Origin of the sequence: Streptomyces bambusae (assembly GCF_020532645.1) — a bacterium.
Taxonomy (GTDB): domain Bacteria; phylum Actinomycetota; class Actinomycetes; order Streptomycetales; family Streptomycetaceae; genus Streptomyces; species Streptomyces bambusae.
The window spans coordinates 69,480-92,957 of the sequence record NZ_JAJAUZ010000014.1 but is presented as its reverse complement, the minus strand read 5'-3'; the positions used below and the strand labels follow the sequence as shown (position 1 = coordinate 92,957).

The following is a 23,478-nucleotide window of genomic DNA, read 5'->3' as shown; positions in this document are numbered from 1 at the left end:
CCATGGCCGGGGGAACCGGTCTGGCGGCCGCACTCCGCGAGGACCTGGAGACCGCGTTCGCGCGCGACCCGTCGCTGCGCAGCCGGCGGGAGGCGCTGGGGCATCCGGGGCTGCGGGCGGTGTGGGCGCACCGGGTGGCGCACCGGCTGCACCTGCGGGGGCTGCGCGGCGTCGCCCTGCGGATCGCCCGGCGGTCCCGGCGGCGCACCGGTGTGGAGATCCACCCCGGTGCGGTGCTGGGGCGCCGGGTGTTCATCGACCACGGTGCGGCCGTCGTCATCGGCGAGACGGCCGTGGTGGGGGCGGACGTGACGATCTACCACCAGGTGACGCTGGGGGCGGTCGGCTGGTGGGTCGACTGCGCGCGCCCGCTGGATCTGCGGCGTCACCCCGTCGTCGGCGACCAGGTGGTCCTCGGCGCCGGGGCGAGCGTCCTGGGACCGGTCACGGTCGGCGCCCGCGCGCTCGTCGGCGCCGGTGCGACCGTGGTCCACGACGTCCCGGCCGACGCCAGGGTCTACGCCCCGCCGCCGGTGGTACTGCCACCCCGGACCGCTGCGGGCCCGGCGGCCCGCGCCGCCGCCCCCACCACGGACCGCATCCGCCTCCACGCCTCCTCGGGCTCCTGGTGACCCGCTCAAGCCCCGGGGGCTGGGAGGTGCCCCCTGGACGGGGCTGGATCCTTCCCCCGGCCGAACTTTGCCCGCGGGCGGCTGGATGCTGCCGAGGTGAATCAAGCCCCGCCGGCGATTGAGGCGCGGGGGTGCGGGGGCGGAGCCCCCGGTCCTTGAGCCGCACCACCGCACACCCGCCACCGCACCCACGGCCCCGCCAGATCCCAGCCCCGCCGGCATTTCAGGCGCGGGGGCACGGGGGCGGAGCCCCGAGCTCTGTCACGTCGTCCAGTTCAGGAGCACGCGCTATGAGTACCGCCACGCCAACAGAGACGACCGCCCCCGCCGTCCGGCGGATCGCCGACGGGGTGGAGGACCTGATCGGCGGCACCCCACTCGTCCGGCTGGACCTCGCGGGGGCCGACCCCCGCGCAGAGGTCCTCGCCAAGCTGGAGTCCGCCAACCCGTACGCCAGCGTCAAGGACCGCGCCGCCCGCTACCTGCTGCGTGCCGCCGAGGCCCGCGGCGACATTGGCCCCGGCTCCACCGTCGTGGAGTCCACGTCCGGCAACACCGGCATCGCCCTCGCCGCCCTGTGCGCCGTGCGCGGCTACCACTGCACCGTCGTCCTCCCCGACACCGCCACCCCCGAGCGCAAGGGCCTGCTGAAGGCGTTGGGCGCCGAGGTCGTGGAGACGCCCGGCGCCGACGGCTTCGCCGCCGCGATCCTGCGCGCCGAGGAGATCGAACGCGAGACGCCCGGCGCCTGGTACGCCCGCCAGCACGAGAACCCCGACAACGTCCTCGCCCACTACGAGACCACCGGCCCGGAGATCTGGGCGGACACCGCCGGCCGGGTCGACGTGTTCGTCGCCGGCGTCGGCACCGGCGGCACCCTCAGCGGCGCCGGCCGCTACCTCAAGGAACGCAACCCGGCGATCGAGGTGGTCGCCGTCGAGCCCGCCAACTCCCCCGTCCTGTCCGAGGGCTACGGCGGCCTGCACCGCATCCCCGGCCTCAACGGCGGCTTCGTCGCCCCCACCACCGACGCATCGATCGTCGACCGGGTGGTGGCGGTCCCCGACGAGGCGGCCCCGGCGGAGGCCCGCGCGGTGCTCCGCCGGCAGGGCCTGTTCGTCGGGGTGTCCGCGGGCGCCGCCCTGTTCGCGGCCGGGCAGCTGGCCCGGGATCCCGCGTACGCCGGGAAGACGATCGTCGCCGTCCTGCCCGACACGGGCGAACGCTACGTCAGCATATGGAACGAGGAGCCGACCGCATGAGCGTCCTGATCCTGCACCGCGGCTCACTCGCCGCGACCCCTTACCACGAGTGGCTTGCCCCCACCGGCGCCAAACTGCTGCTGCTCGCCTCGGCCGAGCAGCTCGACGCGTTCGGCGAGGAGCTGCCGGACGGCGCGCCGTACGTGCACACCGAGGCGGTCCGCGACTACGACGCCGACACCACCTGGGTGGAGGACCGCGCCGCCGAACTGATCCGCGCCCACGGCGTGACGGACATCGTCGCCTGCGCGGAACGCGACATCGAACGCGCCGCCCTGCTGCGCGAGCGGTTCGGCCTGCCGGGCCAGCAGCCCGACACGGCGGTGCCGTACCGCGACAAGTGGGAGATGAAGGCGGCCGCGCTGCGCGCCGGCATCCCCGTCGCCGAGCACGCCCTGGTCCGCTCCGCCGCCGAGGTTGAGGCGTTCGCCGCCCGGCACGGCCTGCCGGTCGTGGTCAAGCCGCGCCGCGGCGCCGGCTCGATCGGGCTGCGGGTGCTGCGCGGCGCGGCCGAGCTGTCCGAGTGGGCGGCGCAGGCCGAGTACACGGCGCCGGACGGCGAGCCGGGCTGGCTGGCCGAGGCGTACGTCGAGGGCGCGATGTGCCACATCGACGGCGTGGTCCGCGGCGGCGAACTCGCCTCCATCTGGCCGTCCCAGTACCGGTACGTGCTGGCCGACTACACGGACCGGGGCGGGCGCGTGGACATCGCGCTGGACGCCGCCGACCCGATGGCGCACCGCCTGATCGGCTTCGGCCGGCAGGTGCTGGACGCCCTCGGCGGGCCGGCCGACTTCGCGTTCCACATCGAGGTGTTCCGCACCCCCGACGACGACCTGGTGCTGTGCGAGGCCGCCTGCCGGGCCGGCGGCGCCGGGGTGCGCGACCTGCACCGGCACATGTTCGGCGTGGATCCGGCGCAGCTGCCGGTGCTCGCCCAGTTCGGCCTGCCGGCCGAGGTGCCGGGCCGGCAGGCGCCCGAACCGGCGGCCGGCCAGCTGGCGTTCATGATGCGCCCGGGCACCCTGCACAGGCTGCCGGACCCGGCCGCCCGGCCGCCGGGGGTGTTCAAGCAGACGTACTTCGCGGCCGAGGGCGACGTGCTGGAGGAGTCGTCGCACTCGGGGAACTTCCTCGCGGTGTTCCTGGTCGAGGGCTCCGGGCGCGCGGAGGTCGAGGAGCGGATCGAGGCGCTGAAGGGGTGGTTCCTGGGCGGCCTCGACGTGCACTGACCGGCGCCCTCCGCGCGTCGCTCACGGGCCCGCGCGCGTCGTGTGCGGGCCCGCGCGCGTCGTGTGCGGGCCCGCCGTCACAGCCCGTACGCGACGCCGGTCAGGCGCTCGGACTCCTCCCAGAGCCGGGCCGCGGCCCGTCCGTCGAGGGCGGCGCGGCCGGGGCGGGCCGGGCCGGGGCGGCCGCGGGTCTCGGTGATGCCGGTGGGCCCGTAGTACGTGCCGCCGCGCACGGCCGGGTCGGTGGCGGCCCGCAGGCCGGGCAGCATGCCCTGGTCGGCGCGCTGCAGGAACAGCGGGCCGAGCGCCGGGCCGAGGCGGCGGACGAGGGCCGGCAGCTCGCGGCCGAGGCCGGTGGCGGCGAGTCCGGGGTGGGCGGCGACGGACAGCGTGCCGTCGCCGGCCTGCTCCAGCCGGCGGTGCAGCTCGCGGCTGAACATGAGGTTGGCGAGCTTGGACTGGCTGTACGCCCGGTAGCGGTTGTAGCCGTGCTCGGCGTCGAGGCCGCCGAAGTCGATGCGGGCGAACCGGTGCAGGTAGCTGCTGATGGTGACGACGCGCGCGCCGGGGGTGGCCCGGAGGGTGTCGAGCAGCAGCCCGGTGAGGGCGAAGTGCCCGAGGTGGTTGGTGGCGAACTGGAGCTCGTGGCCGTCGACGGTGCGGGTGTACGGGGTCCACATGACGCCGGCGTTGTTGACGAGCAGGTCGATGCGGCCGAGGTCGGCCAGCTGCTTGGCGGCTTCCCGGACGGAGGCCAGGTCGGCCAGGTCGAGGTGCTGCACGGTGAGTTCGGCGCGGGGCGCCGCGGCCCGGATCCGGGCCGCGGCGACGGCGGCCTTGCCGGAGTCGCGCACCGCGAGCACCACGTGGGCGCCGCGGACGGCGAGCGCCCGGGCCGTCTCCAGGCCGAGGCCGGAGGCGGCTCCGGTCACCACGGCGGTCCGGCCGCTCTGGTCGGGGACGTCCTGCGCGGTCCACGCGCCTCCGGCGGCCACGGCTAGCCTGCCTGGGCCGCGGAGCGGCCGTAGCCCTCGGAGACGATCCGCTTGGCGGACTCCTCGTAGTAGGAGGGGTCGGCCGGGATCACGGTGGCCAGTCCGCTGACGTAGCGGTTGTACATGCAGAAGGCCGCGGCGATCAGCACGGTGTCGTGGAGGTCGGTGTCGTCGGCGCCCTCGGCGCGGGCGGCGGCGATGGTCTCGGCGGCGACGGGCCGGGCCGCGCCCTGGACTTCGGCGGCGACCCGCAGCAGGGCCCGGAGCTTGGGGCTGACCGGCGCGGTGGCCGGGTCGGCGAGGACGGCGTCGACGAGCTCGCGGCCGCCGTCGATCTGGGCGGCGGCGAAGGCGCTGTGCGAGCCGGCGCAGAACGGGGTGGCGTTCAGCTGGGACACGTAGGCCGCGATCAGCTCGCGCTCTCCGGCGGGCAGCGAGGACGGCGCGTGCAGCAGGGCGTTCGCCAGCAGGTTGAGGGGGGCGGCGGTGTCGGGCCTCTGGGCCATCAGGCCGCTGATCCCGGGGAGGTCGTTGTCGAGCGAGATGTGCGGCATGCGTGCGGCTTCCTCTCAGCGTCGGTGCAGCGGTCCGGACCGTTCCGGGCCGCCGGCGGCCCCGTCCAGCAGCCGGCGTACGAGCTCCTGCGGTGGCCGCGCCGCCAGCGGGCGGTGCGGGCCGGCCGGCACGGGGGCCTGGTGGGCCCCCTGGCTCAGGTCCGCCCAGGCGGTGGCGTCCTCGGCGGTGACCGTGGGATCGCCCGCCCCGACGAGGGTGGTGACCGGGCAGTTCAGCGGGGGCCCGGGCCGGTGGACGTAGCTCTCGGCCATCCTGGCGTCGGCCTGCACGTACGGGAAGACCAGTTTCAGCAGCACGGGTTCGGCCAGCAGCGGGGCGGGGCTGTCGGCGGGGGCGGGGGCGAACTCGCCGCCGGCGAGTCCGGGTGCGGTGCCGGGGGTGCGCCGGGTCTGCGGGGCCGGGGCTCCGGAGACGACCAGGGCGCAGACCCTGCTGCCCGCTGCTTCCAGTTCCCGGGCGGTCTCGAAGGCGATCCAGGCGCCCAGGCTGTGCCCGAAGAGGACGAGGGGGCGGTCGGCGAGCGGCCGGACGGCCCGGGCGAGGTCGCCGGCCAGGTGGCGGACGTCGGTCGCACAGGGTTCCGCGGCGCGTTCGGCGCGACCGGGATAGCACGCTGCGTGCACCTCGGTGCCGGGCAGGGCCTCGGCCCAGCGGGCGAAGAACGAGGCCACCCCGCCTTCGTGCGGAAAGCAGACGAGGCGTCGCTCCGCGTCGGGCCGCGGGGTGGTGCACTGCAGCCAGGTCATGGGGTGATCAGGGCCATTCGACGTCGACGGAGCCGCCGCAGACGCACGGTGCGGGCCACTCGACGTTGCCGGCGGCTGCGGCGCTCGGCACGGCGAGGGCGGCGGCCAGGCCCATCACGCCGAGAACCACGGAGGTGCGGGCGGCAAGAAGGACGGTTCTCATGGCGACTCCTGAGCGGGAAGGGCACGTGGTACGGGGCCGGTCGGCTTCTGGCGCCAGAAGTTAGCGAAGCCCGAGCATCCTTGGCAAATAGTTGCCAGACTTTGGCAACTTGCCTGTGTGGAGGGGCGCGCAGGTGGGAGCGAGGCGCAATCCAGCGCGCAGGCAGAACCCGGCCGGGCGCACGCAGGGTCACGCCGCGCCGCACCCCCCAGCCCGTCCAGGGGGCACCTCCCAGCGGAGTCTGAGGACCGGCGTCCGGGGCGGAGCCCCGGATCTCCGAGCCCCGCCCGCGCAAACGCGTCCGGACCCCGGACCGCAAGGGTCGGGGGCCTGGAACGTCAGGGCGCAGGCGGGCGCGTCAGGGGGTCAGGGGTCAGGCGGCGCGCTCAGGGGCGTCGAGGGTCGGGCAGGGGCCTGAGGTCAGCAGCCGGACCACCAGCCGGACCTGGTCGCCGAGAGCCGGCGCGGCCAGGAGGTCGTGGACGGGCACGGGGACGCCGAACTCCCGCCCGATCCGCTGGACCAGCCGGGTCATCAGCAGCGAGTCGCCGCCGAGCGCGAAGAAGTCGGAGCGCTCCCCCGGCGTCGGGCAGCCCAGCAGATCGCGCCAGGACTGGGTGAGGAAGGTGCGGACCTCGCGGACCCCGGCGGCGGGCCGGGCGCGCTGCGGGCGGGCCGTGGAGACCATCGCGTGCACCAGGGCCACCTGGTCCCCCAGGTTGCGCCGGGACATCTCGTGCACCGGCACGGAGACGCCGAACTCGCGGGAGATCCACCGCACCAGACGGGTCATCAGCAGCGAGTCCCCGCCGCGGACGAAGAAGTCGGAGTGCTCGGTCAGGTGCGTGGCGCCGAGCAGCCGGCACCAGGCCTGCGTGACGAACTCCCGCACCTCGGCGGCCTCGTCGGCCGGCGCGTCCGGGCTGGGCGCCGACGTGCCGGTGACGGCGATGACGGCAGAGCGGTCACGGGTCATTTAGGCCACTCCTGTGGGCATCGTCGGCGGCGGGCCGCGCCTCGGGTTCCGGCGGGCCGCGCCATCGCGGACATCGGGCGGTGGGCGGTCGTGAGGTCCGTGAGCACCTCGCGTTGCCAAGAAGCGTACGACAATCACGCCAAATTGACAACGACTTGCCAAGGTTCTTGGCACATCGCGTTGCCGAAACCGGTCACCCACAAGGTCCAGACATGCAGGCCAGGGCCGTGAACTGGTTGCTAGCCTGCACTGTTGTTGGATACCCTTGGCACAACAGGATCGAATTATGTGACACGGCAGCGGCAAGACGGTCCCTCCCGGAACCCTTCGCAACTCCATCCACCGTTGGGGCAAACACGTGCTGGAGCAGCCATCATTTGGTCGTCGGCTGAAGCAGCTGAGGACCGAGCGTGGCCTTTCGCAGGCCGCCCTCGCCGGCGACGGCATGTCGACCGGCTACCTGTCACGCCTGGAATCGGGGGCCCGCCAGCCCACCGAGCGCGCCGTGGCCCACCTGGCGCGGCAACTGGACATCGACCCCGCCGAGTTCGAGGAGTCGAAGGCGACCTCGCTGGCCCAGAGCCTGTCGCTGGCCACCTCCCTCGACTCCGACGAGACCAGCGAGCTGCTGGCGAAGGCACTGGAGTCGGCCCACGGCCAGGACCCGATGCTGCGCTGGCAGGCCCTGTGGCTGCTGGCCCGGTGGAAGCGGCGGCACGGCGAGCAGGCCGCCGAGCGCGGCTACCTGGACGAGCTGGTCGTGATCAGCGAGCAGATCGGCCTGGCGGAGCTGCGCGCCCGTGCGCTCACCCAGTACGCCCGCTCGCTGCGCGTCCAGGGCGAGATACTGCCCGCCGTCGACGCCGCCACCACCGCCTACCGGCTGGCACGGGACAGCGGGCTGTCGGCCGCGGACGTCGCGGGCGCGCTGCTGGTGCTGGTGTCCGTGGAGGCGGAGGCCGGCCGGCTGCCGGACGCCCGCCGGCACGCGGACGAGCTGACCGCGCTGGTCGACGGCCGCACCGACACGCTGTGGGCCGAGGCGATCTGGACGGCGGGCGCGCTGCGGGTGCGCCAGGGCGAGTTCGCTGCCGCCCAGGCGCTGTTCGAGCAGGCCCTGGAGCACTTCGACAGCCGGGAGAACCTGACCCTGTGGCTGCGGCTGCGGGTGGCCATCGCGGAACTGCACCTGCAGAAGTTCCCGCCGGACCCGGACGCCGCGCAGCGGTGCATCGAGGCGGCGGAGGCGGGGCTTCCGTTCGCCCGGACGCCTGCGCTGGAGCAGCAGCTGACGGTGCTGCGGGCGCGGCTCGCCTTCCACGAGGGGCGGCTGCCCGACGCCCGGGCGCTGCTCGACCGGCTGGCCCGGTCCGAGCTGCGGCTGCCGTACCAGACCCGGGTCCGCCTGGAGGTGCTGGACAACCAGCTGCGGATCATGGCGGGCGAGGAGGACGAGGGCCTCGCCGGTCTCCAGCGGCTCGCCGTGGAGGCGCAGGAGAGCTCCAACGTGGACCTGGCCGCGGAGATCTGGCGGCTCGCCGCCGAGTGCCTGATGCAGGCGCGCACCAGGGCGCAGAGCGCGCAGGCCTGAGGCGGCCCGCACCACCCGTTCACAGCGTCACCACGGCACCCGCAGACACCGCGCGGGCGCCCGGCCGGACCGGTCGGGCGCCCGCGCGGTGGCGTCTGGGCACCCCGATTGTTGCCAAGTCCACGGATGCTGTGGCAATGTTTTGCCTAAAGCTGGAAACAATTCGACGTCCCACGCGGCAGCACTCTCCGACCAGGGGGTGGAGGAGCATGACGATCGCGAGCTTGACCAGGGGAGACACGTACGTAGCAGTACTCGTGGACGCCGAACCGGTTGGCAATATGTTGCCAAGAGCCTTTGCCAAATGGGGGGTGGGGACGGTGCACGTGCGGAGCGGTGCACCCGGTGGGGCCGAGGAGGCCGCTGCGGCACTGCCACCCCGCCACACCCCGCTGTGCGTGATCGCCTGCGCGGGCTCCGGCGACCCGCTCGCCGGTGCGCTGGCCCGCCGGCTGGGGCTGCCGGGCCACCCCGGCGCCGCCCCGCCCGCCCGGCGCCGCGTCGCCGGCGGCGAGGAGTACACCGTCGACACCGTCTCCCGCGACGGCCGCCGGCACGTGACCGCGATCCGCCGCCGGCACGCCCGCCGGCACGGCCTGCACTCCGTGCACGCCCACACCACGCTGATCGACCCGCGGCACGGCCCGGGCCCGCTGCTGATCGCCTACGCCGACGAGATCCTCACCGCCCTGGGCGTCGAGCACGGCCCAGGGCACGTCCGGGTGGTGCTCACCCCGGCCGGTCCGGTGCTGGCGGAGGCCGCGCCCCGGCTCGGCGACCACGTGCTGCCCGGCTACGACGACGTGTGCCTGGGCGCCAACCAGGCGGACCTCACCGCCCTGTCGTATCTGGCCCCGCAGGAGTTCACGAGCCGCTGGGCCGGGCGTACGTACACGAAGCTGTGCGAGGCGCTGGTGGTCGACGCGGCCGCCGACGCGCCCGGCGGCGGCCCGGCCGGCGCCCTCGACCCGGCGGTGGCCGGCGAGATCGCCGCGCTGCCGTCCGTCTACCACCTCGACACCCGGCCGCGCCCGGACGGCGGCGGCCCGGTCGCCTACACGCTGCACGCCTCCCGGCTCCAGCTCCAGCGGGACCGGCGGCGGATCCGGCGGCTGATGGCCGGCGCCGGGGCGCAGCGATGACGACGGTCCACGGGTCCTCGCAGCGCGCCCTGCTGGAGGCCGCAGCGGAGGGCCTGCGCCGGCTCGCGACCGACTCCCGCTGCCTGGCCGGCTTCGCCGCGCCAGACTCCCCGCTGCGCGACGTCCTCTCCCCCGCCGCCCGGCGCTACGTGCTCGCCCCGGACCGCGAGGGCTTCCTCGCGGAGTCCGCCCGGCTGCGGGCCCTCGGATACCGGGTGACGGCCGAGTTCACGGGCTCCGGGCCGGAGGAGGAGGTGGTCGGCGAGTACCTGGCGCTGCTCGGCCACGAGGACGCTCCCGACCAGGTCGGCTTCGACCTGCTGGCGGTGGGGCTCGGGCACTCGCCGGCCCGGGCCCGGGAGAACGCCGGGCGGGTCGCCGCGGCCGCCGCCGAGCGGGGCGGCGAGATCGTCCTGAGCATGGAGCGGTACGCCACGGTGGACGCGGCCCTGACGGTGCAGCGGGAGCTGTCCCGGCGGTACGGGAACGTGGGCCTGACCCTCCAGGCGCACCTGCACCGCACCGAGCGGGACGCGGCCGAGGTGGCCCGGCCGGGCTGCCGGATCCGGCTGGTCAAGGGCGCGTTCCCGGAGCCGGCGCACCGGGCGCTGGGGCGCGGTCCGGCGCTCGACGACCGCTACCTGCGGCTGGCGCAGCTGCTGGTGGAGCGGGGCGTACGGCTGTCGCTGGCGACGCAGGACCCGGCTGTCCTCGCCGCCGCCGAGGACAGCGGCCTGCTGGCCTCGGTCGCGGAGATCGAGATGCGGTACGGAGTGCAGCCGGGCCTGCTGCGCACCCACCACGAGGCGGGCCGCCCCTGCCGCATCAACGCCACCTACGGCACGAACTGGTGGCTCCACCTCCTGCAACGCCTCACGGAACACCCCCCGATGGTCCTCGACGCCCTCGCCGACATCGGCACCACCCACCCGACGTCCCCGTACTGACCCGCCCGGTGCCGGTGGAGCTGGACACGGCCGGGCAAAATCCAGCCCGCCGGCGAATGAGGCGCGGGGTCACACGATCGGGGGGCGGCCCAGGCGGGTCATGCGCCAGACCGTGCGCCACCGCATGGGGCGCCGTGGCGGGCACGGCACGCGGACGCCTTCGAAGAAGCCGGCCCACCAGGCGGCCAGGCCGGACAGCGGGGGCCGCTGCGCGAGCGTGTACGCGGCCCAGCCGGCAAGGTAGACGGGGACCAGGACGGCGGGCAGGTGGCGTTTGGCCAGCCAGACGCGGTTGCGGCCGGTGTTGCGGTAGTACACCGCGTGCCGGGACGCTTCCGTGCGCGGGTGCCGGAGCACCATGTCGGCCCGGTAGTCGATGTCCCAGCCGGCGTCCAGGGCCCGCCAGGCGAAGTCCGTCTCCTCGTGGGCGTAGAAGAACGCGGCGGGGAAGTCGCCCACCTCGTCGATGACGCTCATCCGGATCGCGTGCCCGCCGCCGAGGAACGTCGTCACCGGACCGGACCTCATCGGGTCCCTGCCACCCAGACGGGGGACGTGCCTGCGCTGACTCGCACCGGTCTCGTCCGCGATGCGAAAGCCCGCGATCCCCAGCCGCGGCCTCCCGGCGAACGCCTCCCGCACCAGCCGGAACGTGTCGGTGCGGGGCAGCAGCCCGTCGTCGTCCAGGACCACCACCACGTCCACGCCCCCCTGCTCGCGCAGCCACCGCACACCGGCGTTCCGCCCACCCGGGATCCCCAGGTTCTCCGGCAGCTCGATCCCGTCCACCCCGTCCGGCAGCGCCGGAAGCCGCACACCCTGCCCGAGGACCACGACGGCCGCCGGATCCCCCTCCTGAGCGGCCACCGAGTCCAGCAACGCCCCCAGCTCCCCGGGCCGGTCGCCCATCGTCAGAACCACGACCCCGATCTTCGGCACTGTGCTGTCCGTTCTCTTCACGCCTGGTTGTTGAGTACTTCGGTGGCGCGCTGGTTCAGGCTCGCCGCGCCTGCCACATCGCGCCGACGGTACCGGGCGGCCGCCGCCTGGATCTCCCTGACGGCCTGCCGGTTGCGGTCGGAGACCGCGCCGCCCATGAAGTCCAGGGCCCGGGTCAACAGGCCCACGGCCTCTTCGTGCCGGTGCTGCCCGGCCACTGCCTTCCCCAGGTTGGCCATGGTCAGGCCGTGCTTGAGCTGGTACGTGCCGGGGGCGCGGCCGGCCAGGGACCGCCGGTAGTGCCGTTCCGCCGCTGTGTGGTCCTTCATGGCCGTCAGGGTCTTGCCCATGTGCGAGGCGACAGTGGCCGTCACCGGGCCCGAGGCAGCGGCGTACGCGGGGACAGGCTCCCGCGTGTCCGTCATGGCGTCCTCGGCAGCGAGCAGCGCACGGGCTGCCTTGGCTCCCTGGCCGGCGACCCCGTACGCCCTGGCACACGTCACCAGCAGCAGGGCCTCGGTCTGGCGGTCGACCTTTCCCGCAGCCCGGTGCAGCGCGGCTTCGGCCAGCTCGGGGCACGAACGGGGGTGGCCCAGGTCCAGGGCCTGGTGGGTGAGGGCCCGCATCATCCATGCGGCGTGCCCGTTCTGATCGGCCTCACACGCGAGCTGGTAGCCCAGGAGGTAGTACCGCTGGGCGGCGCCTTCCCGGCCGAGATCGTGGTGTTTCCAGCCGACCAGGCACGCCAGCTGGGCCGCGGCCCCGAACGCTTCGGAGCGGACCGCGGCGGACGGGAAGCGGGCGGTCAGCATCGGCGCGACGGTGTCGGTCAGGTAGGCGGTGACGGTGGTCAGGCCGTGACCGCCGCCCATGCGCTCGTCCACGCTGCGGAAGGTCTCGGTGAGCTGCCGGACCGCGGCCACCTCCGCGGAGCCGACGCTACCGCCGGTCTCCGCGGCCCGGAGCGCCGCAGCAACCGCTTCGTGGTCGTAGGACAGGGGCAGACCGACGGCTGTGGCGGTGAACGCGGCACCGAGGAAGTCGCGACGTCGTTGCATGACGGAACTCCCGAGATCGGCAATGGCGGCCAGCGGATCGGCTTCCAGGCCCCCACCGATGGCAGTGGAGCCCAGACCGATCTCGGCGACCGTCACCCGCCGCTTCGTCCTTCTCGTCAGGGCCTCGGCGATGTACAGCGGCGTCTGGCCGGAGGGCATGCCGCCGGCGACCCAGTACGCGACGGCCGAGGGGCTCGTGCTGAGCCGCTGCCCGGCCTCGGCCGCCACCGCCCGGATCTCCCTGGCCAGCGCGTAGTACGTACTCCCGGCCTCGGCGATCACGTTGCCCAACGCGCGGTTCGGTGTCCGGTCTGATGCCAACGTCGGCCCCCTTGCAGCGATCTTGAACGGGTTGAACGGGTTACCTCCTCGCTCACCGTACTCACTTTCCGTGCATGAGAGTTCACTGTTCATCACGACGCCCGGGGCTGCGCCACCGCTCCCTCCCGGAGCCCACCGCTGCCCACGCGATACCGCCGAGTCCGAGGAGATCACTGTGACGCCGATCGACGCCCACCTGTCCGCCGCCCTCTCCGGGTGCACCGTGGTGGTCACCGGAGGCGGGGGGCTGGTCGGCTCCCGCATCACCTCCCGCCTTCGCGCGGCCGGGGCCCGCGTGATCGCCGTGGGCAGGCTCGACGCCTACCCCGCCACCGTCTACGCCGACCTGTTCGGCGTCCACGCCACCCACCGGGACACCATCGTGGGCGACATCGCCGACGCGACCCTGATGGACCACGTCGTCCGGGAGGCCGACTACGTGATCCACGCCGCTGCCGTCGCCGACGTGGCCGCCTGTACCCGCAACCCCATGGCTGCGATCCAGACCAACGTCACCGGTACCCAGGTCCTCCTGGACGCGGTCCGCCGTTGCAACGCCCGCGTACGCCGATTCGTGTTCGTCTCTTCGGCAGCCGTCTACGGCAACGGCGACCCCAAGCGCCGGGACGTACAGACATGGCATGAAGACCAGCCGCTGGCCCCCCTCTCCGTGTACGCGAACACGAAGGCCTGGGGTGAGGCGCAGACCGCGCTCGTGCTGGGCAGGGCGAACGTCTCGCACACCTCGGTACGGTACTTCTCCGTCTACGGCGAACCGCAGACCGTGAAGGAGGGCTCGCACTCCTGGGTGGTCGCCTGGATGGCGATGCGCGCGAAGCTCGGCCTTCCCCTGCACGTGAACGGCGGCGGCCGCCAGGTCCGCGACTTCGTCCACGTCGACGACATCGCCGAGGCCACCGTCCGGGCCATGCTCGCCCCCGGTGCCGACCGGCAGATCCTCAACATCGGCACCGGCCAGGCCACCTCCATCGCCGAGGTGGCCAAGCTGATCGGCAGTCACTACCCCGACGCCGAGTTCCAGGACCGGCCGCTACCCGAGGGCGACCCGCTCGGCGGGACGGCCGACACGACCCGCATGGCCGCCGCCCTGGAGTGGGAGCCCCGGATCCACGTGGCCGCGGGCCTGGCCCGCTACGTCGCCTGGCTCGACAACACCCCCACCGCCTTGCCCGACTTCCTGCGCCGCGAGGCCGCCGCAGCCGCCTGAACCGCCCGCCCCGACCACGACCAGGAGCAAGCCAGGTGCCCGAGTCCATCCGCATCGGTGACTACGTCCACGCCCCCGCCACGTCCGGCCTGGAAGCCACCGGATACGCCAAGCCCGGCGAGTTCGAGCTGTCCGACTTCCTCACCCGCTGGGACGTCCTCCACAACGACGCCTTGCAGGTCCTGCCCGAACGGATCCACCCCACCGCGCAGATCCACCCCACTGCGATCATCGGCGATGACGTCATCATCGGGCCCGGTGTCCGCGTCCACGAGTTCTCGACCGTCCGCAAGCAGTCCGTCCTCGCCGCCGGGGTTTCTATCGGCTTCGGGTGCGAGGTCACCCACTCCTTCGTCGGGGAGAACACCGTCCTCGGCCACCAGGTCGGCATCGGCCACTCCATCATCGGGACCAACGCCCACCTGTCCGCGAACCTCGTCATCGCCGCGATCAGCCTGTGGAACTACGACATGCGAACCCCCGTCAAGGAGATCGTGCTTCACGGCCCCGGCGACGAACCGCCCTACCGGTGTGCGACACCCCGGTTCGGGGGCCTGATCGGAGACCACGTCCAGACCGGCAGCATGATCACCCTCGGCCCCGGCATCGCCGTGGGCCGACACTCGACCATCGCGGCAAGCGTCTGCATGGGCAGCAGCATCGTTCCCGCCGACAGCGTCGTACGCTCGTCCACACCCAAGCTGGTCATCGAACGCCGCCGCATCTGACCGCCCTTGCCCCTGGCCTCACGACGCCACGGCGGCCGACACGACTGTCCAGGGAAACAAGCTTGGTGGCGCCGCTGCGCTGGAAGTGCCACTCGACGAGCCGAGCCTCGATGGCAGCCATCAGCAGCGCGATCGCCCGAGCGCCCATCACCTCGGCCACCGCCCCGCCCGGTCCGCCGTTCAAGCCCCCGTTCAAGCCGTGTTCAGGCCGCAGGTCGGCGGACCGCGACGGCGGCCGTGTAGGCCGGGGGGACCGTGAGGTCGGTGAGGTGCCAGCCGGGGGGGCCGGGGGGCGGGGTGGGGGTGGTGCCCACGTAGTCGAGGGAGGGGCTGCGGGCCAGGCCGGTGCCGAGGCCCTTGAGGTAGGCCTCCTTGCGGACCCAGGCCCGGGCGAACGCGGCCGCCCGCGACGCGCGCGGGCAGGCGGCCAGCTCCGCCTCCTCGCGGGGGTGCAGCACCCCCGCCACGTCGTCGGCCTCCGACGCCGTCCCGGTGAGCTGCACGTCCACCCCCACGGGGGTGGCCGCCAGCGCGAGCAGCACCAGATCCCCGCTGTGGGACAGGGAGAAGTGCACGCCGGTGCCGGGGACGTCGAGCGCCGGCCGGCCGTGCGGCTCCCCGCAGCAGGGGCAGCTCTCCCGCCGGTACCGGACCTCCGCCGGCGCGATGCCCAGCCGCGCCCCGAGCAGCACCCGCAGCGCGGTGTGCGCCGTGAGGTAGCACCGCCGGTCCCGCGCCCGGTGCAGGGCCCGCGCCCGGCCCAGTTCCCCCGCGTCCAGCACTGCACCGGCCAGCTCCGGGAGCCCCGGCCCGCTCTGCCGCGCGTCCGCCTGCCACACCTGCGCGCGGCCGGCCGCGGTGCCGGCCGGCACCGCGCAGGGACCGCCGAGGACCAGCGGATACGGGACGGCGGGCCCAGGAGGACGGCTCAGGACCAGGTCAGTCCCCGGCATGGCCGTCGGCCGCCCGGGTGACCAGCAGCTGCGCCCGCGCCACGGCCTCGAACGCGTCGGCCTCGGCGGACACCCCCGCCGGGCCCGGCGCCTCCAGTTCCTCCAGCACGGCCAGCATCCCGGCGAGCAGCTCCGCGAGCCGGCCGTCGTTGTCCTGCGCGAGGGCGAGGTGCCCTTCCCACAGCGCGCCGCGGACCTGGTCCGCGGTCGGCAGCCCGCTGCCGTACGCCGCCGTGCACAGCAGCGCCGCGATGCGCCGCTCCAGCCGGGTGGGGGTCCACGCGCCGCAGCCGGCGTCCCGGGCGAGGCCGCCCGTGCAGGCACGCAGACGCGCCGCGGCAGGCTGCTCGGTGCCCGACTGCCGCGCCGGGATCTTCGCCATGGCCACTCCTCACGGAGTTCGGATTCACCTCCGTACAGCCCGCCCCACCGGCGCCGGAATTTCCCGGCGGCATGAAGAGGGTGCACGTATTCCACCGCACACCATCAAAGTCACCTTCCGGCGCACCGGCAAGGACACTTGGCCAAGTGTCCGGCCGATCTCGGAAAGTCCGCACGCACAGTGCGCACGGAAGGAGAAGCAGCCCGCCGGAGCCCGGTTCGAGAATGTTGATTCCGGTGGGAATCGCGGCCCGGTGAAGTGGCGTGCCGCGTCCCACACCGCGCACCTGGCCCCCGCCCGAACGGCAAGGGAGACAGCCAATGAGCGAGCGTCAACGGCCACGCCAGACCACCGCGCAGCCCGCGGGCCCCGGGCCCGAGGCACCCGCGCCGATCACCTCGGTGATGCGCGGCGCTGCCGCCGCCTCTCCCTCGTACAGCGCCGCCACCGCGAAGGGGGCGGCCACCGCCCTGGTCCGGATGCTCATGGAACAGGGCGTGTTCGGCTACGACGCCCCCGCCGCGCCGGCGGGCCCGGACGACGCCGGTGCGGAGGCGACCGCGTGGACCCGGGTGCGGTCCGCGGTCAGCCGCGCCGAAGCGGACCGGGAGGCGGACCTCCCGGTGCTCTCCAGCGCCCTCGTGATGGGCGAGATCCTCCACGAAATGGCCCGGTCGCGCGCGGTTCCCCGCTGAACGCCGGCATTCGCCTCACCTACGGAACAGAAGAAATCCCGACCGGAGCCGGACAGAGGAGGTCCGCACCATGGACAGCGGTCGTTCACCGGTATTACTACCCGAGAGAACCACCTTCGACGAAGAGGCACAGGCGCTCCTGCGACGACTTCTGGAAACCGATATCCGCGCGGACCCGTATCCGCTGTTCAACCGGATCCGTGCGCACGGGCCGGTGTGGATGAACAGCCGGACGGTCGTGTTCTCCTCGCGTGCCGACTGCGAGGCCGTGCTCCAGGCCCCGGGCGCGGGGACCTCCGGGGCGTGTCCGGGGCTGCACGGCCCGGCGGCCGAGGCGGCATTCCCGGAGTCCGTCGCCGATCTGCTCGCCGGACCCGACCCGGTGGAGCACGGCCGGCTCCGGCGGCTGATGTCGCACTACTTCACGCCCTGGGCGGTACGGGACCTCGCCCCGCAGCTGCGGGGGCTCGTCGACGACCTGCTGGACTCGGTGGCGAGCCGGGGCCGGCTGGAGGTGGTCACCGACCTCGCCTACCCGCTGTCGATGGCGTCGATCTCGCGGGTGCTGGGCATCCCGGCGGCCGACCGCGGCTGGCTGCACCGGCGGGCGCTGACGGTGTCCCGGTCGCTGGACCCGCACCTGGCGCTGACCGGCCAGCACCCGCCCGGCCTCGACGAGCGGCGCACCGCCGACGCCGAGCTGGGCCTGTACTTCGCGGAGCTGGTGCGGATGCGGCGGGCCGCGCCCGGCGACGACCTGGTGTCGGCGCTGATCGCCGCCGAGGACAAGGAGGCCGGGCCGGTGGGCCGGGACGCGGCGGCGGTGTGCCGGCTGCTGCTGGACGCCGGGTACGAGACGACCGTGAACCTGATCTCCGGCGGGGTGCTGGCGCTGCTGCGGGATCCCGCGCTGCTGGCCCGGGTGCGCCGGGATCCGGCGTACGCGGAGCAGGTGGTGGAGGACGTGCTGTGCACGGACCCGCCCGTGCAGCTGGTGCACCGGCACGCGGCGGCCGAGATGCGGGTGGGCGACACGGTGGTGCCGCGGGGCACGGTGATGGTGCTGCTGCTGGCGGCCGCGCACCGGGACCCGGGGCAGGAGGCCGACGGGGGCGCGCTGCGGCACCTGGCGTTCGGGCTGGGCGCGCACTCGTGCATCGGGTCTCCGCAGGCCCGGCTGGAGGTGCGGCTGATGCTGGCGCGGTTCGCGCAGCGGGTGTCGGGGGCCCGGTTCGCGACCGGCCGGCCGACGTACCGGCCGAACGTGACGCTGCGCGGGCTGCGGGCGCTGTGGGTGGACGCGGACGATTTTGGCTCGCGTGAGGTGCCGTGGCCTGTGCGGGCGGGGTGAGCCGGGGGGGGGTACGGCCGGGGCCCGGTCCGCCGGTGGGCGGGCCGGGCCCGGTACGTGCGTACGGCGAGAGCCCCGCGGGGTCCGGGTTTCGGGGGCTCCGCCCCCGGACCCCCGCGCCTCAAACGCCGGCGGGGCTGGAATGGGCCCCGCCCGGGCCGGGAGATGCCCCCCCCGGCGGGGCTGGAATGGGCCCCGCCCGGGCCGGGAGATGCCCCCCCGGCGGGGCTGGAATGGGCCCCGCCCGGGCCGGGAGATGCCCCCCCGGCGGGGCTGGAATGGGCCCCGCCCGGGCCGGGAGATGCCCCCCCCGGCGGGGCTGGAATGGGCCCCGCCCGGGCCGGGAGATGCCCCCCCGGCGGGGCTGGAATGGGCCCCGCCCGGGCTGGGAGGTGCCCCCTGGCGGGGCTGGAATGGGCCCCGGTGAGGTTCAGGCGGACAGGCCCGCGGGCTCTCGGGCCGGCTCGGCCGGCTCAGGGAGGCGGACGCTGCGGGCCAGGACGGCGGCCGGCCAGGCGAGCAGGACGACGGCCATCAGGCCGGCGATGAACCAGCCGGAGGCGCCGCGGTCGGCGCTCCAGGCCGCGAGCAGCGGTCCGACGCCGCCGAGGACGGCGGTGGTGGTGGCGTGCGGGAGGCCGATGCCGAGGCCGCGGACCTCCGGCGGGAAGATCCGGGAGAGCGCCTTGGGCAGCACCACGGTGACGCAGCCGAGGAAGAACACGCCGCTCCCGTAGGCGAGGACGAGCCGCCCGAAGGATCCGTCGACGGTGAGGTAGCCGTACGAGCCGACGACGGCGAACAGGACGCTGGAGGCCGCGAGGAAGCGGCCGGCGTCGACCCGGTCGGCGAGCGCGCCGAGCAGCGGCTGGACGGCCATCATGACGGCGGTCACGGTGACGGCGACGGCGAACATCGTCTGCGAGCCGGCCAGCCGGTGGCCCATCGCGGGCACGGCGGTCGACCAGGTGCCGCCCACCACGCCGAGCCCGCCGACGAGCGCCGCGGCCATCAGGACCTGGCGGCCGTGGCCGCGCAGGACGGCGCGCAGCGAGCCGCGGGCGGGGCGGGAGCGGACCTCGCGGCGGAACACGTCGGTCTCGGTGAGGCGGCTGCGCAGCACCAGCAGGATCAGGCTGAACAGGCCGCCGAGCAGGAACGGCACCCGCCAGCCCCAGGCGGTCATGGTGTCGTGGCCGAGGGAGTTGGTGAGGGCGCCGCCGAGCAGCGAGGCGGCGAACGCGCCGCCCATGGTGGTCATCGAGAACAGGCTGCCGTAGAAGCAGCGGCGGCGCGGCGGCGCGATCTCCATCAGGTAGGTGGCGGCGGCGGTCCACTCGCCGCCGGAGGACACGCCCTGGGCTAGGCGGGCGGTCAGCAGGACGAGTGGGGCGACGATGCCGATCTGCTCGTACGTGGGGACGATGCCGATGAGCAGCGAGCCGCCGCCCATGAGCCCGATGGCGACCATCAGGGCGGGGCGGCGGCCGCGGCGGTCGGCGAGCTTGCCGAGCAGGATCCCGCCGAGCGGGCGGAACAGCATGCCGGTCCCGTACACGGCGAAGGCGCCGAGCAGGGAGGTGACCGGGTCGTCGGACGGGAAGAACTGCGCCGCGAACAGCGGCGCGAACAGCCCGTAGGCGAGCCAGTCGAAGGACTCCACGAAGTTGCCCACCACGGTCGCGACGACCGATCTGCGGCCCGGCCGCTGCGGGTGGACAGGTGGCTTGGCGACGGACATGGAGCCCCCCGGCTCTGAGGTGTGCGGTGCTCTGTGAGGTGCGGTGGTGGACGGGCAGAGGTGGATGCGCGGTCAGGCGGCGAAGACCCCCGCCTGGCCCGGGTAGTACTCGAAGTCCACGGCCTGCCCGTCGAGGGCGGTGCGCAGCTCGGCCAGCGCGGTCTTCACCGCGGCCCGGACGGCCGGGACCCCGCAGGCCTGCGCGAGGTCCTGCAGCTCGTGGTACGTCCGCAGGAGCTGCTGCTCCTGCTCAGCCGTGAGCGGTGAGTTCGCGTTCGTCATGGAGTCGTGCCGCCTTCCACAGAGATCGGGGCAGGCTGCCGGCTTCGGTCAGCTCCACCTGGGGTCGGATGCCTATCTCGCGCTTGAACTCCTCGACGATGCGGGCGATCAGCGCCTCGCCGGCGGCGCCCGTGCAGTCCGTCTCGACCTTGACGTGGATGGTGTCCAGGCCGCGGACGGTGCGGATCGCGGAGTGGAACTCGCGGACCTCGTCGAAGGAGCGCAGGACGTCCTCGATCATCACGGGCGTGACGGACACGCCGCGGATCTTGCGCATGTCGTCGACCCGGCGCAGGATCCCGCCGTCGTAGAAGTCCCAGGTCCGGCCGCAGCCGCAGTCGCTGTGGGGGCGCTTGACGACGACGTCCTCGGTCCAGTGCCGGAACAGCTGGATGCCCTCGCGGGACAGGCCGGTGGTGACGCGGACGCCTTCCTCGCCGTAGCCGACGGGCTGCTTGGTGACGGGGTCGAGGACCTCGTCGTAGCAGGACGGTTCCAGGATGTGGCAGGCGTTGCGCCGGGACGGGCACTCGAACATGAAGACGCCGCCGAACTCGGTGGTACCGGCCGCGTTGAAGACGCGGGCGCCGAAGGCCTCTTCGATGGTGCGGGTCGTGAAGTCCGAGCGGGGTTCGGCGCCGGCCAGGATGACCTTGACGTTGGCCTCGCGGGCGAGGTCGATGCCCATGTCGGCGGCGGTCTCGATGAGGCGCATCGCGTAGCTGGGCGTCAGCCCCAGCACCTCGATCCGGTAGTCGACGAGCAGCCGGATGCGGGTGCGGGAGTCCAGGCCGCCGGCGGGGACGACGGTGCAGCCCATCCGCTCCAGGGCGTAGTGCATGCCCCAGAACCCGGCGAACAGCCCGTAGCCGAAGGCGACGAGGCCTTTGTGGTGCGAGCGGACCCCGTTGGCGTACAGGGCCGTGCAGAACGTGTCCACGCACCAGGACCAGTCGCGTTCCGTGTCGAACGTGCGGATCGGGGGGTTTCCGCTCGTTCCGCTGGTCTGGTGGTGGCGTACGCCGAGCTCGGGCGGCAGCGAGGGCCAGGTGCCGTAGGGCGGGGCGGCTGCCTCGGCCGCCAGCAGGTCGGACTTGTGCAGGAGCGGCACCCGGGCCGCGTACTCCTCGGGGGTGGTGATGCCGTCGGGTATCCGTTCGTTCCAGAACGGCGAGTTGCGCCTGGCGAACGCCATTGCGCGCTGGAGCCTGCGCCACTGCCAGTCGATCAGCTCGTGGCGCGGCATCGTCTCGGCCTTGCTGTTCCAGTACTCCACTACCCCTCCGATGCAGCGGCCGCCTATGGCCGAAATCCTCGGTTCAGGCGGGGCGCGGTGCATCTTCCGGCGTGCGGTCCTGGTTTACGGGCGGGTAATCGGGGTCAGGCCGCGGCGGCTCCTTCCGCTGCCGTGTGGAAGGCGCGTACGTCCGCGAGGAAGTTCGAGATCATGGTCATGCCGTGTTCGGTGCGGAAGCTCTCCGGGTGGAACTGGACGCCCTCCATCGGCAGGGTCCGGTGGCGCAGTCCCATCACGTAGCCGTCCTCGGCGGACCGGGCGGTGACCTGGAGGACGGCGGGCACCGTGTCCTCGGGGACCACGAGGGAGTGGTAGCGGGTGGCGTCGAAGGCGGGCGGCAGACCCGCGAACAGACCCCTTCCGTCGTGCTCGATCGGGCTGGTCTTGCCGTGCATCAGCCTTTTGGCCGGAATGACGCTCCCGCCGTAGGCGCGGGCGATGGCCTGGTGGCCGAGACAGACGCCGAACAGGGGGAGCGCGCCGGCGAAGGCGCGGACGATCTCGACGTGTCCGGAGGTGTCGGGGTGCCCGGGTCCGGGGCCCAGGAGGATCGCGTCGGGCCGCATCCGGGCGACCGCGTCGAGACGCAGCACGTTGGAGCGCACCATGACCGGCTCGGCGCCGGCGGACATGAGGTACTGGCGCAGGATGTCGACGAAGCTGTCGAACGCGTCGACCACCAGGATCCGGGGCGGGCGGTCCGGGCCGGACCTGCCCACCTCGGGGAAGCGAAGGGTCACAGCAACTCCTTTCCGGCCACTGCCCAGTGGGCGGCGCTCATCTTGGCCAGCGTCTCTCTCCATTCGGATGCGGGCACGGAGTCGGCGACGATGCCGGCCGAGGCCCTGGTGCGGTAGGTGTCCGCGTGGTGGAACAGGGTGCGGATGCACAGTGCGAGGTTGGTGTAGCCGCCGACGTCGAGCAGCCCGAGGGCGCCGGCGTACAGGCCGCGGCGGCTGCGCTCCACGGATTCGATGATCTCCATGGCGCGGATCTTGGGGGTGCCGGTCATGGTGCCGGCGGGGAACAGGGCGGGCACGATGTCGAAGGCGTCGGTGCCCTCGGCGGCCTGCCCGAGGACGGTGGACACGAGGTGCAGGACGTGGGAGTACCCCTCGACGACGAGCCGGTCGGGCACGTCGAGGGTGTCGGCCGCGCAGATCCGGCCGATGTCGTTGCGGCACAGGTCGACGAGCATGGTGTGCTCGGCGATCTCCTTGGGGTCGTTGCGCAGCCGGGTCGCGGCGGCCGCATCCTCGGCGGATCCGGCGGATCCGGCGGCCGATCGGGGTGCGGTGCCGGCGATGGGCCGCATGGTGACGGTGCCGTCCTCGATGCGTACGAACAGTTCGGGGCTGGCGCCGATGACGCGGTGCCCGGCGATGCTCGTGAGGTACATGTACGGGGAGGCGTTGCGGCGGCGGAGCCGCCGGTAGACGTGGACCGGGTCGACGGCGGAGCGGATGGACAGCTCGTGGCCGATCTGCACCTGGTAGATGTCGCCGACGGCGATGTGCCGCAGACAGCGTTCGACGTCGGCGGCGAACACGTCGGGGTCGGTGTCGTCGCTGACCTCGGCCTCGGGCACGGTGTCGGTGTCGGGTTCGGGGTGGGTGTCGGCGCAGTGCAGCAGCAGGCCGGTGATGTCGTCGGCGTCGAGCGCGGGCCAGTGCGCGGACTCGTGGAGCAGGAGTTCGGTGCGGCCGGTGTCCAGGTCGTCGACGACGCAGCCCTGGTGGAGGACGAGTTCGACGTCGGGCAGGCCGGTGCGGTCCTCGATGAGGTGCGGCAGTTCCTCGACGTAGCGGACGGTGTCGTAGCCGAAGTAGCCGAGGAAGCCGAACCGGAAGGTGCTCGGGGAGCCGTCGGCGTCGAACAGCGCGGCCGCGGCCCGCAGCAGCGGCCACAGGTCGGACGGGCTGCGCAGCCGCAGGGCGGTGCCGTCGCCGGGTGCCAGCAGGTGCCCGACCGCCTCGGTGAGGAGGCGGGCCAGGGCGGGGCGGCCGGTCACGGTCACGGTCCCGTCGGTGACGGACAGGGACAGCAGGGCACCGAATCCGGCGAACCGGTAGCGGCGGTCGCCGGCCGGGCCGGCGGCGGATTCCAGGAGGTACACCTGGTCGGTGCCGAACCGGTCGGCGAGGGCGCAGTAGGCGGGCAGCATCGGGAGCTGCTTCAGGGGGTGGCGGCGGGTCGTGACGCGGACCCGTTCGGCCACCCGGCGCTGGTCAGTCATCCTTC

24 protein-coding genes are annotated in these 23,478 nt (G+C 74.0%); 10 read left to right on the top strand and 14 right to left on the bottom strand.

All coding sequences use genetic code 11. The annotated features are described in order from the left end of the window. Nucleotides 1–2 precede the first annotated feature (2 nt). The 3 genes from epsC to LG634_RS12690 all read left to right on the top strand — a co-directional run bounded on the left by epsC (nt 3) and on the right by LG634_RS12690 (nt 3,126). Entirely contained in the window at nt 3–632 is a 630-nt protein-coding gene (epsC, locus tag LG634_RS12700) for a serine O-acetyltransferase EpsC (RefSeq protein ID WP_226733862.1), read from the top strand. A gap of 290 nt (nt 633–922) precedes the next feature. Next, nucleotides 923–1,894, top strand: a complete 972-nt coding sequence (locus tag LG634_RS12695) for a PLP-dependent cysteine synthase family protein (RefSeq protein ID WP_226733861.1) — start codon at nt 923–925, stop codon at nt 1,892–1,894. Further along, nucleotides 1,891–3,126, top strand: a complete 1,236-nt coding sequence (locus tag LG634_RS12690) for an ATP-grasp domain-containing protein (RefSeq protein WP_226733860.1) — start codon at nt 1,891–1,893, stop codon at nt 3,124–3,126. The genes LG634_RS12695 and LG634_RS12690 overlap by 4 nt, the downstream gene beginning before the upstream one ends. Before the next feature lie 77 nt (nt 3,127–3,203). On the opposite strand, the gene LG634_RS12685 is transcribed toward LG634_RS12690, so the two are convergent. The 5 genes from LG634_RS12685 to LG634_RS12665 all read right to left on the bottom strand — a co-directional run bounded on the left by LG634_RS12685 (nt 3,204) and on the right by LG634_RS12665 (nt 6,582). Beyond that, a complete protein-coding gene (locus tag LG634_RS12685; RefSeq protein WP_226733859.1) occupies nt 3,204–4,121 on the bottom strand; it encodes an oxidoreductase in 918 nt (305 codons plus the stop codon). 2 nt (nt 4,122–4,123) lie between these two features. Beyond that, complete coding sequence (locus LG634_RS12680) at nt 4,124–4,675, bottom strand: carboxymuconolactone decarboxylase family protein (RefSeq protein WP_226733858.1); 552 nt, start codon at nt 4,673–4,675, stop codon at nt 4,124–4,126. A gap of 15 nt (nt 4,676–4,690) precedes the next feature. Then, a complete protein-coding gene (locus LG634_RS12675; RefSeq protein WP_226733857.1) occupies nt 4,691–5,443 on the bottom strand; it encodes a thioesterase II family protein in 753 nt (250 codons plus the stop codon). A gap of 7 nt (nt 5,444–5,450) precedes the next feature. Continuing rightward, nucleotides 5,451–5,606: a hypothetical protein gene (locus tag LG634_RS12670; protein ID WP_226733856.1), complete on the bottom strand. Its 156-nt coding sequence runs from the start codon at nt 5,604–5,606 to the stop codon at nt 5,451–5,453. A gap of 373 nt (nt 5,607–5,979) precedes the next feature. Then, nucleotides 5,980–6,582 (bottom strand): acyl carrier protein, encoded by a 603-nt coding sequence (locus LG634_RS12665; protein WP_226733855.1) that lies wholly within the window; start codon nt 6,580–6,582, stop codon nt 5,980–5,982. Nucleotides 6,583–6,940: 358 nt separating this feature from the next. Here LG634_RS12665 and LG634_RS12660 point away from each other — a divergent pair, with 358 nt between their 5' ends. From LG634_RS12660 to LG634_RS12650, 3 genes are all read left to right on the top strand, one after another. Next, entirely contained in the window at nt 6,941–8,173 is a 1,233-nt protein-coding gene (locus LG634_RS12660) for a helix-turn-helix domain-containing protein (protein ID WP_226733854.1), read from the top strand. A 326-nt stretch (nt 8,174–8,499) separates the two neighbouring features. Then, nucleotides 8,500–9,315: a hypothetical protein gene (locus LG634_RS12655; RefSeq protein ID WP_226733853.1), complete on the top strand. Its 816-nt coding sequence runs from the start codon at nt 8,500–8,502 to the stop codon at nt 9,313–9,315. Continuing rightward, nucleotides 9,312–10,262, top strand: a complete 951-nt coding sequence (locus LG634_RS12650; RefSeq protein WP_226733852.1) for a proline dehydrogenase family protein — start codon at nt 9,312–9,314, stop codon at nt 10,260–10,262. The genes LG634_RS12655 and LG634_RS12650 overlap by 4 nt, the downstream gene beginning before the upstream one ends. A 69-nt stretch (nt 10,263–10,331) precedes the next feature. On the opposite strand, the gene LG634_RS12645 is transcribed toward LG634_RS12650, so the two are convergent. Both LG634_RS12645 and LG634_RS12640 read right to left on the bottom strand, forming a co-directional pair. Beyond that, nucleotides 10,332–11,171, bottom strand: a complete 840-nt coding sequence (locus LG634_RS12645; protein WP_226733910.1) for a glycosyltransferase family 2 protein — start codon at nt 11,169–11,171, stop codon at nt 10,332–10,334. Between the two features lie 47 nt (nt 11,172–11,218). Next, the gene (locus LG634_RS12640; protein ID WP_226733851.1) at nt 11,219–12,580 is read right to left on the bottom strand and encodes a tetratricopeptide repeat protein; all 1,362 of its coding nucleotides are present in this window, start codon (nt 12,578–12,580) and stop codon (nt 11,219–11,221) included. Nucleotides 12,581–12,755: 175 nt separating this feature from the next. On the opposite strand from LG634_RS12640, the gene LG634_RS12635 reads away from it, so the two are divergent. Both LG634_RS12635 and LG634_RS12630 read left to right on the top strand, forming a co-directional pair. Further along, nucleotides 12,756–13,808 carry an NAD-dependent epimerase/dehydratase family protein gene (locus LG634_RS12635; RefSeq protein ID WP_226733850.1) on the top strand — a complete coding sequence of 351 codons (1,053 nt, stop codon included), beginning with the start codon at nt 12,756–12,758 and terminating at the stop codon, nt 13,806–13,808. Between the two features lie 35 nt (nt 13,809–13,843). Continuing rightward, nucleotides 13,844–14,536, top strand: a complete 693-nt coding sequence (locus LG634_RS12630; RefSeq protein WP_226733849.1) for an LbetaH domain-containing protein — start codon at nt 13,844–13,846, stop codon at nt 14,534–14,536. A 203-nt stretch (nt 14,537–14,739) separates the two neighbouring features. Here the strand turns inward: LG634_RS12630 and LG634_RS12625 are convergent, their stop codons facing one another. Continuing rightward, complete coding sequence (locus LG634_RS12625) at nt 14,740–15,489, bottom strand: 4'-phosphopantetheinyl transferase family protein (RefSeq protein WP_226733848.1); 750 nt, start codon at nt 15,487–15,489, stop codon at nt 14,740–14,742. Continuing rightward, complete coding sequence (locus LG634_RS12620; RefSeq protein WP_226733847.1) at nt 15,476–15,871, bottom strand: hypothetical protein; 396 nt, start codon at nt 15,869–15,871, stop codon at nt 15,476–15,478. Before LG634_RS12620 ends, LG634_RS12625 begins: the two co-directional genes overlap by 14 nt. Nucleotides 15,872–16,191: 320 nt before the next feature. On the opposite strand from LG634_RS12620, the gene LG634_RS12615 reads away from it, so the two are divergent. Together LG634_RS12615 and LG634_RS12610 are read left to right on the top strand one after the other, a co-directional pair. Continuing rightward, entirely contained in the window at nt 16,192–16,566 is a 375-nt protein-coding gene (locus LG634_RS12615) for a hypothetical protein (RefSeq protein ID WP_226733846.1), read from the top strand. Nucleotides 16,567–16,636: 70 nt separating this feature from the next. Continuing rightward, a complete protein-coding gene (locus LG634_RS12610) occupies nt 16,637–17,917 on the top strand; it encodes a cytochrome P450 family protein (protein WP_226733845.1) in 1,281 nt (426 codons plus the stop codon). A 430-nt stretch (nt 17,918–18,347) separates the two neighbouring features. Here LG634_RS12610 and LG634_RS12605 read toward each other — a convergent pair whose 3' ends face one another. The 5 genes from LG634_RS12605 to LG634_RS12585 form a co-directional block, all read right to left on the bottom strand. Next, nucleotides 18,348–19,658, bottom strand: a complete 1,311-nt coding sequence (locus tag LG634_RS12605) for an MFS transporter (protein ID WP_226733844.1) — start codon at nt 19,656–19,658, stop codon at nt 18,348–18,350. Between the two features lie 72 nt (nt 19,659–19,730). Further along, entirely contained in the window at nt 19,731–19,940 is a 210-nt protein-coding gene (locus tag LG634_RS12600; protein ID WP_226733843.1) for a DUF6052 family protein, read from the bottom strand. Continuing rightward, nucleotides 19,909–21,216, bottom strand: coding sequence for a phenylacetate--CoA ligase family protein (locus tag LG634_RS12595; RefSeq protein ID WP_226733842.1), 1,308 nt, complete (start codon nt 21,214–21,216; stop codon nt 19,909–19,911). The genes LG634_RS12600 and LG634_RS12595 overlap by 32 nt, the downstream gene beginning before the upstream one ends. 104 nt (nt 21,217–21,320) lie before the next feature. Further along, on the bottom strand, nt 21,321–21,977 hold the full coding sequence (locus LG634_RS12590) for an anthranilate synthase component II (RefSeq protein ID WP_226733841.1): 657 nt from the start codon (nt 21,975–21,977) through the stop codon (nt 21,321–21,323). After that, nucleotides 21,974–23,473: an anthranilate synthase component I family protein gene (locus LG634_RS12585; RefSeq protein WP_226733840.1), complete on the bottom strand. Its 1,500-nt coding sequence runs from the start codon at nt 23,471–23,473 to the stop codon at nt 21,974–21,976. Before LG634_RS12585 ends, LG634_RS12590 begins: the two co-directional genes overlap by 4 nt. Nucleotides 23,474–23,478 lie beyond the last annotated feature (5 nt).